The 14,197-nt window shown below is 58.1% G+C and carries 14 protein-coding genes; 8 read left to right on the top strand and 6 right to left on the bottom strand.

Going from position 1 to position 14,197, the window contains the following annotated elements; translation table 11 throughout:
• From NP503_RS31390 to NP503_RS31415, 6 genes are all read right to left on the bottom strand, one after another.
• Positions 1-685, bottom strand: a 685-nt coding sequence (locus NP503_RS31390) for an adenosine kinase (protein ID WP_164749431.1), incomplete at its 3' end; no start/stop codon positions are given.
• Positions 686-785: 100 nt separating this feature from the next.
• The gene (gene metK / locus NP503_RS31395) at positions 786-1,961 is read right to left on the bottom strand and encodes a methionine adenosyltransferase (RefSeq protein ID WP_063169265.1); all 1,176 of its coding nucleotides are present in this window, start codon (positions 1,959-1,961) and stop codon (positions 786-788) included.
• 57 nt (positions 1,962-2,018) lie between these two features.
• Entirely contained in the window at positions 2,019-3,356 is a 1,338-nt protein-coding gene (gene glyA / locus NP503_RS31400) for a serine hydroxymethyltransferase (RefSeq protein WP_063169266.1), read from the bottom strand.
• Between the two features lie 37 nt (positions 3,357-3,393).
• The gene (locus NP503_RS33480) at positions 3,394-3,738 is read right to left on the bottom strand and encodes a helix-turn-helix domain-containing protein (protein WP_084831489.1); all 345 of its coding nucleotides are present in this window, start codon (positions 3,736-3,738) and stop codon (positions 3,394-3,396) included.
• 1,057 nt (positions 3,739-4,795) lie between these two features.
• Entirely contained in the window at positions 4,796-6,730 is a 1,935-nt protein-coding gene (locus tag NP503_RS31410) for an HrpF/NolX family T3SS translocon protein (RefSeq protein ID WP_127267847.1), read from the bottom strand.
• Positions 6,731-7,031: 301 nt separating this feature from the next.
• Positions 7,032-7,730, bottom strand: a complete 699-nt coding sequence (locus NP503_RS31415; RefSeq protein WP_024505367.1) for a secretin N-terminal domain-containing protein — start codon at positions 7,728-7,730, stop codon at positions 7,032-7,034.
• A gap of 187 nt (positions 7,731-7,917) precedes the next feature.
• Here NP503_RS31415 and NP503_RS31420 point away from each other — a divergent pair, with 187 nt between their 5' ends.
• The 8 genes from NP503_RS31420 to sctR all read left to right on the top strand — a co-directional run bounded on the left by NP503_RS31420 (position 7,918) and on the right by sctR (position 14,170).
• A complete protein-coding gene (locus NP503_RS31420; RefSeq protein WP_024505368.1) occupies positions 7,918-8,427 on the top strand; it encodes a nodulation protein NolB in 510 nt (169 codons plus the stop codon).
• A 9-nt stretch (positions 8,428-8,436) separates the two neighbouring features.
• Entirely contained in the window at positions 8,437-9,300 is an 864-nt protein-coding gene (sctJ, locus tag NP503_RS31425; protein WP_127248569.1) for a type III secretion system inner membrane ring lipoprotein SctJ, read from the top strand.
• Positions 9,293-9,931: a nodulation protein NolU gene (locus NP503_RS31430; RefSeq protein WP_335930789.1), complete on the top strand. Its 639-nt coding sequence runs from the start codon at positions 9,293-9,295 to the stop codon at positions 9,929-9,931. Before sctJ ends, NP503_RS31430 begins: the two co-directional genes overlap by 8 nt.
• Positions 9,928-10,551: a type III secretion system stator protein SctL gene (gene sctL / locus NP503_RS31435; RefSeq protein WP_024505371.1), complete on the top strand. Its 624-nt coding sequence runs from the start codon at positions 9,928-9,930 to the stop codon at positions 10,549-10,551. The genes NP503_RS31430 and sctL overlap by 4 nt, the downstream gene beginning before the upstream one ends.
• Entirely contained in the window at positions 10,548-11,906 is a 1,359-nt protein-coding gene (sctN, locus tag NP503_RS31440) for a type III secretion system ATPase SctN (RefSeq protein WP_024505372.1), read from the top strand. The genes sctL and sctN overlap by 4 nt, the downstream gene beginning before the upstream one ends.
• The gene (locus NP503_RS31445) at positions 11,882-12,394 is read left to right on the top strand and encodes a hypothetical protein (RefSeq protein WP_032899688.1); all 513 of its coding nucleotides are present in this window, start codon (positions 11,882-11,884) and stop codon (positions 12,392-12,394) included. Before sctN ends, NP503_RS31445 begins: the two co-directional genes overlap by 25 nt.
• 89 nt (positions 12,395-12,483) lie before the next feature.
• A complete protein-coding gene (gene sctQ / locus NP503_RS31450; RefSeq protein ID WP_095769044.1) occupies positions 12,484-13,512 on the top strand; it encodes a type III secretion system cytoplasmic ring protein SctQ in 1,029 nt (342 codons plus the stop codon).
• Complete coding sequence (gene sctR / locus NP503_RS31455) at positions 13,505-14,170, top strand: type III secretion system export apparatus subunit SctR (RefSeq protein WP_029354851.1); 666 nt, start codon at positions 13,505-13,507, stop codon at positions 14,168-14,170. Before sctQ ends, sctR begins: the two co-directional genes overlap by 8 nt.
• Positions 14,171-14,197: the final 27 nt, after the last annotated feature.

Below are 14,197 nucleotides of genomic sequence, written 5' to 3' on the forward strand. Positions count from 1 at the left end.
CGAACGACGATGTCTGGTAGAGCGACTTGATCTCGTGGCTGTTGGCAAAGACGATGTCGACCGTGCCCGAGCGCATCAGGTCGAGGAATTCGTCGCGGTAGCGGTCGACGCAGAACGAATCCGACAGCGTCATCGACACTTCTCGGCCTGCCGCGTGCGCCAGCTTCGCCGTCTGGCGGATTGCCTCCTTGGCGCGCGGCGGGTCCCACAGATAGCCTTCGAAATAGGTGACCTTGGCGCCGGACGCCTTGTCGGCTTCGACATCCTCAGGGCCAAGCTCGACGCAGGCGCCGAGATAGGTGTTCATCGAGCGCTCGCCGTCGGGGGTGACGAAGATCATCGAGCGCGCCGTCGGCGGCTCGCCCTTGAGCGGCGTGGTGTCGAAGGCGACGCCCTGTGCATGAATGTCGTGCGCGTAGATTTCGCCCAGCGCATCGTTGGAGACCTTGCCGAAGAAGGCCGCGCGGCCGCCAAAGCTGGCGACGCCGGCCGCCGTGTTGCCGGCACTGCCGCCGGACGCTTCGATCGCCGGACCCATGCGGCTGTAGAGCAGTTCGGCGCGTTGTGTGTCGATGAGGTTCATCGCGCCCTTGATGATGCCGTTGGTCTCGAGGAATTCCTCGTCGCACTGGGCGATGATGTCGACAATGGCATTGCCGATGCAAAGCACGTCATAATCCGGCATCAAAATCTCCGCCAAAACCCGAGCCGGCTTCTTGCCACGCCGGCCGGGCGTGGTCTCGCGAGTTGGAATGGGTTGCCGCATGCGCTTGATCCAGCCGCCCTCACGCAGCTGCCGGTCCGGCTTCACGCAGCAAATCGTCAGCTTTGTCCGTCTTCTCCCAAGTGAACTCAGGCTCTTCACGCCCGAAGTGTCCGTATGTCGCCGTCTTGCGGTATATCGGCCGTAAGAGATCAAGCATCTTGATGATGCCTTTCGGTCGGAGATTGAAAACCTCGAGAACAAGGCGCTCGATCCTTTTTTCCTCGATCCTTGCGGTTCCGAAGGTATTGACCATGACAGAAACCGGACTGGCCACGCCGATCGCGTAGGCAAGCTGAACCTCGCAGACCTCCGCAAGGCCGCTGGCAACGATGTTCTTCGCGACATACCGGGCGGCATAGGCCGCCGAGCGGTCAACCTTGGATGGGTCCTTGCCCGAAAAGGCACCGCCGCCGTGACGCCCGGTCCCACCGTAGGAATCGACGATGATCTTCCGTCCTGTGAGGCCGCAGTCGCCGGCAGGCCCACCGACCACGAACCGCCCTGTTGGGTTGACCAGAAATCTGATCCCCGAAGTATCCAGGTGGGCCGGCAGGACCGGTTTTATGATCTCCTCAATGACGCCTTCGCGGACCGTGGCTTGTGAGACCGCTTCGTCATGCTGCGTTGACAGGACTATGGTATCCAGCGCCACCGGGCGGAGCCCTTCGTAGCGTACCGACACTTGAGATTTCACGTCCGGACGCAGCCAGCCAAGCTGTCCCGCTTTGCGGACCTCGGCCTGTCTTTTCGTCAAATGGTGAGCGAGTTGGATCGGCAGGGGCATCAATGTATCCGTCTCGTTGCATGCGAATCCAAACATGATGCCCTGATCCCCTGCCCCTTGCCCGAGATCCTGCCCTCGTCCTTCATCAACGCCCTGGCTTATGTCGGGCGACTGCTCGGTGAGGGCCAGAACGACGGCGCAACGTCGACCATCAAAGCCAATCGCATCATCGTCGTAGCCAATATCGAGTATCGTATCGCGGGCGACTTGGCTGTAATCGATGTGGGCATGGCTGGTGATCTCGCCAGCCACAACGACCATCCCCGTCTTCACCAACACTTCACAGGCGACGCGCGCCTTCGGATCGGTGCGCAGGACCGCATCGAGAATGGCATCGGAGATGTTGTCTGCCATCTTATCGGGGTGTCCCGCGCCGACGGATTCGGAAGAGAACACGAACTGCCTGGTCATAAAAATGCCCTCGCTTCAAGTGCTGGAGTTAGTGAGGAGTTTCTGGATTGGGGTGGCTTATCGGTCGGGGATGCCGGGAACATCGAACGCAGTGCAGAAGTCGGCAACGTCTCTTCGTACGCTCGCATGAACTTCCTGGTCATCGGGCTGGCGGCAGACCGAGTCGATGAAAGCGGCGATCTGCACCATCTCCGTTTCGCGCATGCCCATGGACGTCACCGCTGGTGTCCCTAAGCGGATGCCGCTTGTCAGCGCCGGATGCCGCCGGTCGCCCGGGACCATATTGAAATTCGCAATGATGCCTGCACGCGATAAGCGCTCCGCATAGGCTTTGCCTGACAGCGACCGGTCCCGAAGATCAAGGATCAGCATGTGATTGTCAGTGCCCCCGGTGACGAGTTCATAACCTCGCTCCAGAAGTGCCTGGGCCAGAGCCTTGGCGTTGTGGACGATCTGCTGACCGTAGACACGAAAGGACGAGTTCGCTGCTTCCTGCAAAGCGACGGCAAGCGCGGCGATAGTATTCATGTGCGGTCCGCCTTGCAGAAGAGGGAACACGGCGCGGTCTATACGTTTGGCCAGATTGTGTTTGCTCTTCGGATGATGGAGGGGCTGATAACGGTCTTCATTCCTTGATAAAATGAAGCCACCCCGGGGACCGCGGATCGACTTGTGAGAGGTGCTGGTGACCACATCGCAATGGGACACGGGGTTCGGATGCACTCCTGCGACAACCAGGCCGCAGATGTGGGCGATGTCAGCCACCAGATACGAGTTCACCTCCGAAGCAATTTCGGCCATGGCCGCGTAGTCAAAAATACGCGGATAAGCAGTTCCGCCGACCCAAATTAGCTTCGGGCGTTCCCGCTTGGCGGTCTCGCGCAAGTGGTCATAGTCAATTTGCTGTGTCTTTTCGTGCAGCCTGTACGGGACGCGCTGATAATCGCTGCCGGAAAAATTGACGGACCAACCGTGAGTCAGATGGCCGCCTTCGGGTAAAGGCAAGCCCATGACTTTGTCACGGGGGCTCAAAAGCGCGCGATAGACAGCCTGGTTGGCTGGCGAGCCTGAATAAGGCTGGACGTTGGCGTGTTCACTGCCAAATAGCGCTTTCAGGCGCTCGATCGCGAGGGTCTCAAGCTCATCGACGATCTCGTTTCCGGCGTAGTAGCGCGCACCGGGGTATCCCTCGGCATACTTGTTGGTGAAAATCGACCCGGTCGCTTCCAACACCGCCGAGGAGGCAAAGTTCTCGGAGGCGATCAGTTTGAGAGTTGTCCGCTCCTGACGCTCCTGTCTTAGAAGCAGTTCGTGAACGCGGGAGTCGACGGCGGCTAAGTGAGGCCGCCCGTAAGTGTCGGGCTGCGCGATGGCGCCGCCGGCGGAGTTATCCATGGTAGTCGCGCTCCATTTGGACTGATCTATTTCACGATCAAGCAGGCGGTCCCTTCAACCGCGCGTCTTGTATTGCTTCCAGGCGTTGTAGGTCTCTTTTATGATGGCCATCATCGTGGGGCAGGAGATCGACCACCAATTGAGCCAGCCCGCCATCCTTGCCTCCTGCTTGCATATGGTACGAAGACTGCGGACGTTGTTCGTTGCAGCAAAGAAAGTTGGCTCTGACCAGCCGCCGAACGTGGCGTCGAACCTGCTCGCGAGGCAGACTGGTAATATCGGCCAGCTCGCCGACGGTTAGATCCGCATGCGCGCAAAGGCCCAGGATTCGAAGGCGATCAAGATGCGCTGCCGTCCTTAGGCGATTTACCAGTGTCAACATTGGTTGGCATCAACCCGGACGGGATGCAGCAAGCCGCTAGCCCTTCTATCCCCATCAATCCGCATGAGACCTCTCTCGTCATTTGCTGTAAATCCGCTGGTATGGATGCTAATGGAAGATAGATCACAGTCCTTTCTACGACTAAGACGCCAGATATTGGGGCTAATGTACCACCTGACAGGAGACTACACTCACGAACATTATGTGAATTTTTTTTAACGTTGCTGAGAATCAAGGGGGAGGTTTGGCGAATGTCTCGCCGTCGACTGTCGAATCCTGCCCGACGGGATTATAGGGTGCGTAGCCTGCTTGTCCTTTCCACATGACCAGCGACGATGGGGCGAAGGCGGCAGACATAGCTCTGGAGCATGCTGCGGTATCTTTGGCCTGAAGCCGAGGAAGGCGGACCGTGGCTTCCGCGCCGCTGCCGGGAGCCCGCGAACAGGCCAAGTGGATCAGCCGGGTGTTGCCGTCATAGAGCGTGAGACCCAAAGCTGGCCAGCCGCGCCCTGAGGCTGACGCACCGCTCAGCGTCCACCTTGCTCTCGAAGCCCATCGGCATAGCGCCGATAACGACTTGACCGCGTGCGTGTCGACGAGCGATCGGTGAGCGCAAGGATCGAGGGTGCAGTGCAGGATAATGCTGTTTTAAATCAGCGCTGTTTTCAGCCGACTGCCTTGAGCGTGGGCACAAGGATATAGGCCCAAGGCAGGAGATCATCGTCTGCTGTTCGGGAGGCCGCCCTGGGCGCGCGACAGCCGTTCCTTCGGCTGCGCCGCTCCGCCACCATCCGCGCCGTGCCTTCCGGAGACCATTCCCGCTACCGGCCGGCGCCCGTGAAAACCTCGACCCGGCGCACCGGCTCGAGATGGCTGGGCTCAGCGTAACTCTGAAGTCGTCATATACCGAAGCCTTCACAGACTTCGGACATCCCCCTCACAGTCCGATCCAGATGGCGTCAGGAACACCGCTTGCGTTGATGCGGATGAACCCCTGCTTGTGCCACAATGACCCTTATGTCAGCGCGCGAGCCAAAGCTTCCGCGCAAGGCGACGGCTAGGATAAGGCAATGCCGACGAAGGGCACATTGCTTGCCACACTCTGGAATGATGGCATGCTCGGAAGGCCTAGGCTTTGCTCAGGGCCGCCTGCAAGGCGCGCTTTGAGGTTATTCACATAGCCTTCTGCGTAGTCCTGCGCCGTCGAGACCGAAAGATCAATGCCTGCCGCCAAGGCCTCTTCCATCAGGTGCTTTACGAGCCCATTTCGAATGGCCAGCTTGACCTCGGGGCCTGCGATAAGGCCGATCGCCTGCGCGGCCATATTGAGGCCAGCTTCCTCCAGCGCTCGCTTCATATCGCCTCCATTAATGGCCGTACGCAGGAGATTGGCTGCTTGCGACTCAGCCTCGAGAACCATCGAGGCAAGATCGGCTACTTGTCCGAGGCCCGGAATGAAGCTGAGCAGTCCCACCGCCGTTGCCGCCAAGTCGAGCACTTTCGTCTCGATTTTGAGCACGGAGTCGACGACGTGCATGACGGCCCCGCCGTTCTTTTTGGCTGACTTAATGTCAGGCTGGTCCATCAGGCCCATCTTCATGTCCGCGACGGCATTCTGCTCTTCTGCGGTTTGGGCGCCGTGGGTGATTGGCTGCTGAACGTTGCGGTTCGCAGACGACATGTTTGTGCAAAAATGGGCAAAGTCTTTTTTGCTGATATTGCCGGAATCAACCGTATGCCCGCCGCCAAAGTCGAAGAATTTATGATGGGTCTTATAGCCCGTGATCGAATTGTTCAGGAGGCCAAACAAAAGAGGATCTGAAAGGAGCTGAGAGGCTGCTTCCCGCACTTTCGGATCAAGGCTCTTGTCGTCTTTCATTTTCGCCAGTTTGTCGCGAGTCAGAACACCGCTTCCAAAGAACGTGTCCTGATGGTCCTTGATCATCTCGACCGTATTCAGCTCAGTTTGCGTGAGGCTCATCGACGATGAGGCGACTTGCAGGAAATCCTCTTTGTGCATCTTCCCTTTCGAGCCACCGCACAACTGGTTCCAAGCATCGGGGTGATCGAGGAAATATTGCGCCGCCGCAATGACCTGGGGCGGAAATTTGCCGTTTTTCGATTCGCCGCCGACCATTTTCTTGAACTCATCCAGACTCAGGTCCTTGGACAGATTTTCGGAGTACCGGTAAAACTCCCGCAAGGCATCGCTCAAGGTCATGACCGAAGGCTGCAAACCTCCGCTGCCGTCGGATGGTATGTAGTTCTGCTCGTAGCTTCGCGCTTGGGCTTCCTGAAATGCAGCAACTTGTGGGTGGTGGTTTGAAAATCCGGCCAAGTCCTTGGCGTTGATCTTGCCTCCACAGCGGCCGTCGCCCTGCGAGCCAATCGCATAAAAAAGTCCCGAATCCTGCTGCAGTCCCTGGATCGCCGCTTTAAGATCCGGTGGCGTAGAGGGATCATTGGCTTTGTCGGTCAACGACTTCCAAGTAAGCGGGCATTGGTCCTTGTGACGGTTGAGTACCGCAACAATCTGCAACTCAGCCGTGGTCAGCGACCCACCGTTCCACGTGATTCCGGGGCTCGCCCTGGGAGCCGGCTCGATCTTCGGAGTGACGCCGAGCAGATGTTGGGCTTCAGTCGCCTTGGAGCGTTGCGATTGGTCCTCCTTGAGAGCCGCCCTCATATTTGGCGGCAGCTGATCCAGTGGGTGTTGCTCCAAGCCATTCAATGTCAAGACATCCGGTGCCAGATGGCCCAAAGGGTCCTGCCGCAATTTATCCATTGTCGAATCAAGATTCGACGCTGGCAGATCCCCTTGCGCGAAAGAGCCGGGCTTGTCTGCCAGCACACAAGTGGACAGCATCGCTTCGAAGCACGATGCACTTTGCTGATGCTGGGTCGCAAAATGGGAAACTTTCAGGCCCGGCCAACCCCTTGCGGACTGTAGCGAATTTGAGCGGTAGAAAGTTGAAAGATTACTGGCCGACATTATGCATCCTCAGACGTGACGTTGAAATCCCCACAAGAGACCCCGACAGAAGATCCCTTGCGTTTCACAAAATTCGACAATTCCAAGCGTCGGCAGGTCACGAATGCGCCTGCCCTGCCTTCAATTGCTGTGTTCCGGGCCGGCTCCAAGGTTCGGTCCAACACAATGGCCGGAGTCACCGCGAGAGCTGCCGGGACTCATCATGAGCGGATTAGCTTTCGAGAAACTGACGAGTTTGCGAAGAGTTCACAAAAGGGTAGCCGCAGTCATGTTCTTCAGAGCTGCGGGAAATCCTCAATGTTCATTTCTTGCCCAGCTCAGGCTTCCCGCCAACGCTATCCTGTTGTGGGATGTCAGAAGAATAAGAAGCATCCGGTCGTCCGTCGCGAACGACCGTAGTGGAGGAGCCGCGAAACAAGATCAGCACTGATTCCTTTGGCGTTGCCGCTATGTGAGTCTGCGCCTGCGCCTGCGCCACCAAGCCGTTAAAGGTCTGCTCCACGAGTGCGACGAAGCGCGGTGGACCGGAAACGAAGACGAGGCCATTGCCTGGCACGGGTTTGACCACATAGCGCTCGTCGGAGATATCAAGCTTGTCGAGAGCCCCCTTGAACGCATCGAAGCGAATCGACGTCATCAAAAGCATTCGAGTTTGCGACTCTTGTGCAGCAGACACATAGAGCACAAGGCCGTCATAGTACCATTGTAGACCGTAAAGGTTCGTCAAGCGGTCGAGGAACGCGCGCGGTGGCAAATCAGGCATACGTCCGCGAATTCGCCCCTTCACCGCAGGACTGATGTTGACCCTGATATTCAGGTTGTTGCCGAATTCCTGCAACGCTGCAGCGAGCTCCTGATCCAGAACCGTGTATCTATAGGGTGTCGCCGGAAGGGACAGCGGGACTGCATGCGCCGGGTGAATCCCGGTGGACAGAAAAAACCCGGCACAAAGAAGTCTCAAAACATGCAGGGTGACGGGTTGGATAAGCGTTCTCGGCATGTCGCACTGATAAACCAAACGCTGAAATCATCACAAGTGACTAAATTGCCGAAGAGATTTTAGATTGTCGAAATGACGCCGCCGTTAGTCAGCTTGTTGTCAGCTTGCCCCCCTAGGAGTGTTGCGCCGACACCGGGTGATGAATGGGCGGGGCTCGCCCGGTCAGAGAGAGCAACCGAGTCCTTACATGATGATGCCTGTCACGTCGATCTCTGCCACTCTAACGGCTGGCCTCCCCAGGGTCGGATCACCGTCGATTGTCGAGCAGGCCCAGTTTGAGCGCGCCTTAGGGCATGCAGCCGACTCGCTGAAAAACGATGCCGCCGCGGGGCCAGCGAGTGCGGCGCCAGTTGCTGCGGCGATGGATGTTCAGCGCGCGGCTGCGCCGACGAGCGGCATGGGCGATCGCGTGTTGCAGACGATTTCCTCCCTATATCCACACAACACTGTTTCCTTCCCCGCGCTCGACCATGACATAGCCCTTTCGAAGGGCGCTCTACCGGGACCGGCGCAGAAGCTTCCCGTTCCAGGTGAGGCGGGAACCGGAATCTCGGGCATTCCCCAACAAGGGCAAGACTTCGAAACGATGATGGCTGGTCTTCGGGATGTTTACAACGGCGTCACCCAGGTGGCGCTTATCTCCAAAGGCGTCAGCGGCGTCACATCATCCGTGAATAAACTTTTGAAGGAAGGCTGAACCGCGCGCATGATTGGCTTGGCCGAGGGCGAAATCATGCGTGGCCTGTCAGGGTGGCGGTCGGTTAGACTTGTCATGCTGCCAGTTCTCGTCGCCCTCACTGCTTGCAAAGCCGACCTCTACACGCAATTGCAAGAGCGTGAGGCAAATGAAATGCTCGCACTTCTTGAAGACAACGGGGTCGCCGCGATCCGGGTGGTCGCCAAGGATGGAACCAGCACGATCCAGGTTGACGAAAAGCTGCTCGCCTTCTCAATCAACCTTCTGAACGCCAAGGGGCTGCCGCGCCAATCCTTCAAGAACCTCGGTGAGATATTCCAAGGATCAGGCCTGATTGCCTCGCCGACCGAAGAGCGTGCCCGTTACGTGTATGCCCTGAGCGAAGAGTTGTCGCGGACGATCAGCGATATCGATGGCGTTTTTTCTGTACGTGTTCACGTCGTGCTGCCGCATAACGACCTTGTGCGAGCCGGTGCCACGCCATCCTCGGCCTCGGTGTTTATCAGGCACGACGCAAAAACAAATGTCGCGGCTCTGCTGCCAAAGATAAAGATGCTTGTAGCCGACAGCATCGAAGGCCTGTCCTACGATAAGGTGGAAGTGGTTTTGGTGCCGGTAGAACGGTCCGCACACGAGCAACGGCCCGATCCGACTGCTGTCTTGCCACAAGCATCACTACCTCTTCCTGCGCCACTTCTGGCGACCGTAACAGGTTTTGCCGCAGCCGTATTCGGCGTGGCCTGTTATCTCTTGATCGGCGTTGTTACGCGTCGGCGCAAGCAATCAACCGGCGTTTCCAAGGTCGAGGGGCGCCGGGATGCTTCTGCTGTCGAGGCCATTCGCAAAAGAATGCCTGCAATTGGACGTGGGTGACATCTCATTGCCAATGCCTATACAGACCGCCCGACCTGATGGTCCGCACTTTCCGGGCGCGAGCGAGCTTGCGGCTTCGGCCCATCCAACCCGTCTTGCGGCGCGTCTTGATCCAGCGTTATCGGCCGAAACGTTAGTGAAGTTGCAGAAGTGTTCCAGACTGCATCCAAGGCTGGCAGAATTGCTGGGCAACGATGACGTGGATCTGAACCACATCGGCTGCAGGCCGGACCTTCTACGCGGGCATGATCCATATCGAGCGGCCCTTCTTGCTGGTAGTATCTGGCATGCCCGTTCGCTGGTCGCGTTTGTCTCTCAGCCTGAGCTTGCCATCCTTGTTAAACGCATCGGCGTGGAGGCACACGCATTCGGAATCCGACACCTGCTGCATGCTGTTGACAAAAGACTGATCTCGGACCCAGAAAAACTCGCTCAGCAAATCGAATACGATGGACACGCATGTCTTGGGGCTTGGCTCCAGGACAGTTCAGCTACCGAGCGTAACCGCGTGCTTCTTCGATTGCCCGAGGGGACTGCCGCGGAGACTCCAGCACCTGAGCATTGGACCGCCGCCGGCCAATTGCTTTCACTTGTAGTAGCTCATTTTGAGACAGAGACCCCGGTGAAATGACAGTCGAACTTTCCGAGGGGCCAATAGCGCCGCAGATGCGTCCAGTCGGACCACTGATACCCGCGAGCGAGCTCGAAACCTGGCACAGCGCCGCGCAAGCCCTTGCCGCGGCAGAACGGCATCGGCAGCGCGTTCGAAACTGGGCACGCGCGGTTTACCAGCGGGCGTGGGCGCGCGGCCACATGGAGGGCTCGAATGCAGGCACCGAGGAGATGGCAGGGTTGATTGCGGAGACAATCTCCGAAATCGCGCGACGAAAGGCGGCTCTGGAGCAGGAATTGCCGCAGCTCGTGATGGAAATATTGAGCGATCTTATCGGCGCTTTCGATCCGGGCGAGCTATTGGTGAGGGCTGTTCGTCACGCCATAGAGTGTCAATACAGCGGCGCCGACGTTTGCCTTCATGTTTCTCCCATGCAAGTCGACATGCTTGCACGAGAGTTTGCTCGATGCGACGGCCAGGATGGTCGACCAAGGGTGCGGATCGAGCCCGACCCGACATTGTCGCCGCAACGCTGCGTGCTGTGGAGCGAGTACGGCAATGTTGACCTTGGACTTGACGCCCAGATGCGCGCGCTGCGCCTTGGTTTCGGGACGCTCTGTGAGAAAGGCGAGCTATGAGAAAGCCCGTCCCAGAACATAACGCTGACGCCGACACTCGAGCTCTCGTTCCAGCAATCTCGTCTTTGAGGGCTGCGGCCAAGCGAATTGACACGCGTGCGGTGCGCGGTCGGATCACGCGGGCTATCGGCACACTGGTTCATGCCGTCTTGCCAGACACTCGTATTGGGGAACTTTGCCTCCTAGAGGACCCGCGAACCGGGCTGTCGCTCGAGGCCGAGGTGATCGGCCTGTCGGGTGATGGTGTATTGCTGACACCGATCGGGGACTTGGTGGGCCTATCCAGCCGCGCAGAGGTCGTGGCCACTGGCCGAATGCGTGAGGTGCCCGTCGGCGGCGATTTGCTCGGTCGCGTGATCGACAGTCGTTGCCGCCCATTGGACGGCAAAGGCGAAATCAAGACCGTCGAAACTCGGCCCCTGCATGGCAGAGCCCCCAATCCGATGACGAGGCGCATGATTGAGCGGCCATTCCCGCTTGGGGTCCGTGTCCTCGATGGTCTGCTGACGTGCGGCGAGGGCCAGCGGATCGGGATTTATGGCGAGCCAGGTGGTGGCAAGTCGACGCTGTTGTCACAGATCGTAAAGGGTGCCGCCGCTGACGTCGTCATAGTGGCGCTCATAGGCGAACGTGGACGGGAAGTTCGTGAATTCATCGAAAGGAATCTTGGTGAAGAGGGCCTTCTCCGTACAGTCGTCGTGGTTGAAACATCCGACCGCTCGGCGGTAGAGCGTGCGCAATGCGCTCCGATGGCGACTGCGCTCGCGGAATATTTCCGAGATCAAGGCCTACGCGTTGCTCTCATGCTGGATTCGCTGACGCGCTTCTGCCGCGCTATGCGCGAAATAGGCCTTGCTGCGGGTGAGCCGCCGACGCGACGGGGCTTTCCTCCTTCCGTTTTTGGCATGCTGCCAGGCCTGCTCGAGCGCGCCGGCATGGGTGAGCGGGGCTCAATCACGGCCTTCTATACGGTGCTTGTAGAGGGTGATGGCACGGGTGATCCAATCGCCGAGGAATCGCGTGGTATTCTCGATGGCCATGTCATCCTCTCACGCGCTATTGCGGCGCGATCGCATTTCCCCGCTATTGATGTGCTGCAGAGTCGCAGCCGCGTCATGGATGCAGTCGTTTCGGGGACACATCGCAAGGCAGCATCCATTTTCCGCGAGCTCCTGTCGCGCTATGCCGAGACCGAGTTCTTGATCAATGTTGGCGAATACAAGCCAGGTGGAGATCCCCTGACTGACCGGGCTGTCGCGTCAATCGACGAACTGAGGGAGTTTCTGCGCCAGAGCGAAGATGACGCGTCAGATTTCGAGGAGACGGTCGCATGGATGTCGCGTCTGACCGCGTAAACTGGATTCAGTCTTCGAGGTTACGGCTTCTGAAGGAAATGCAAGAGCGTCGTGCCCTTGGCGAGCTGTCCAAGAAGGAAGCCCAGCGCGATGTGGCCGCCTCAGCCGTACAAAATGCCTCTAGGGAGCTTGCAATGATACAGCAACATTGTTCAAGAAAAGAAGCAGCGCTCTATCAGCATCTGATGTCACTCGACAACTTGTCTAGCGCAGCGCTCGACCGTCACCGCCTTCACACTGAACAACTTGCCGCTGAGATCAATTCCAGACGGCAGATGCTTGATGATACCCAAATCGCTCAAGAGGAGGCTGAGATGGCGGCGTCCAGGACGAGGGAGCTATGGGTCATATGTTCGGCGGCAAGGGACAAATGGCAACAAATCGAGGACGACGTGCGGCGCGCCGTCGAGACTCATTCGGAGGCCGCAGCCGAGATCGAGGCCGACGATGAGATACTGCTGAAATATGCGAGGGGGTCGCTTGCCTAAATGCCGCGCAACCGGATCCGACGGTCGCAAGAGGTCGTCCGAATGACACGACCGTGCAGTCTTTGATAGGCGCTGCGGTCACACCCGCCATGTTCGAACCAGTTCTGAAACTGTCCCACACGGTTGTCTCGTGGCTCAATGATACAGCAGCGCCGCGCACGCCGTTTCAAAGCCGGATCAACGAGGTGCCGCTATCGGTGCGAACGGCAGGGCTTGTCTGGCAGCAGGAACCTGCTGCCATTCCGATGCTTGACTGCGTCTGGAGAGTGGGAGCCGAAACGGTCATCTTGTCACTGTCGCGCCCGCTCGTAGAGGAGTTCATCACGACAGTGCAGAACGGCTTGGCCTTCCCTTCCGAGCCAACTGCTTCGCTAATTCTCGAACTCGCTCTGGAGCCGCTTGTCACTCGACTGGAGGAGACGACGCGTCTGAACGTGCAACTCGTGCGGGTATGCGAAGCCACGATGCTGGCTCCTCATCTTGAACTCGACATCATTTTCGGCGCGGTCAAGGGCAAGGGCCGTCTATTCCTGTTCACGCCACTTGACGGCTTAGTACCGCCTGCGTTTCGCGCGCTAGGCGAACTGCTTGCCCAGTTGCCGCGGCAGCTGGGCGGGCTGCCTCCAGAGCTCCCGCTCATTGTTGCAGGAGAGGTCGGCACGCTTCGCCTTCCTGCGGCGCTTCTTCGAAGCGCATGTGTCGGTGATGCATTGTTGCCCGATATTGCGCCGTTCGGCCGCGGCCAGATCACCCTAGCTGTCGGCCAGTTGTGCGCCGAGGCGGATCTTGACGGCGATGAATTAATCTTGCGGGGGCCTTTCCGCCCGCGACCGTGTCCTTTGGAGAGTGCGCATATGACACAACCCGGATCGCAACTGGAGCTTACTAAGGATCTCGACGATGTCGAGATCGTGCTTGTCTTTGAATGCGGCCGCTGGCCTATTTCTCTTGGGGAATTAAGAAGTGCCGGCGAAGGGCATATTTTTGAACTTGGATGGCCGATCGACGGCCCGGTCGACATAGTGGCCAATGGTCAGCGTATCGGGCGTGGCGACATTGTCCGCATCGGAGAAGAGCTGGGCATCAGGCTGCGTGGCGGGTTTGCATGCAATGAGTGAAGCTCAGCCGACAATCCTGGCGCTTCTTGCGGTTACCGCCGGACTCGGTCTGCTGGTTTTAGCAGTTGCCACGACAACGGCCTTTGTAAAGGTATCAATTGTTCTTTTCCTCGTCCGCAATGCGCTCGGGACCCAGACCATACCACCCAATGTGGTGCTGTACGCCGCGGCGATGATCCTCACTATGTTCGTTAGTGCGCCCGTTGCTGAGCAGACCTATGACCGCATGTCGGATCCCAAGCTCCACTATCAGACATTCGACGACTGGGTAAGCGCCGCTAAAGCCGGAAGTGAGCCCTTGCGCGAGCATCTCAAGAAATTCACAAATGAAGAGCAGCGGCGATTTTTCCTATCTTCGACAGAAAAGGTCTGGCCAGAGGAAATGCACGCTGCAGCCACGCCTGATGACTTTGCAATACTTGTACCATCTTTCTTGCTATCGGAATTGAAGCGTGGATTTGAGATAGGGTTTCTACTTTATCTGCCTTTTATTGTTATAGATCTGATAGTGACAACTATCTTGATGGCGATGGGCATGTCGATGGTCTCACCAACTGTTATATCTGTCCCGTTCAAGATCTTCTTGTTTGTTGCCATTGATGGTTGGTCAAAATTGATGCATGGGCTTGTGCTGAGTTATACGTTACCGGGAGGCTGATCATCACTGAATCCAGCATCATTACTC

The sequence above is a fragment of the Mesorhizobium sp. SEMIA396 genome, from assembly GCF_024518615.1.
Taxonomy (GTDB): Bacteria; Pseudomonadota; Alphaproteobacteria; order Rhizobiales; family Rhizobiaceae; genus Mesorhizobium.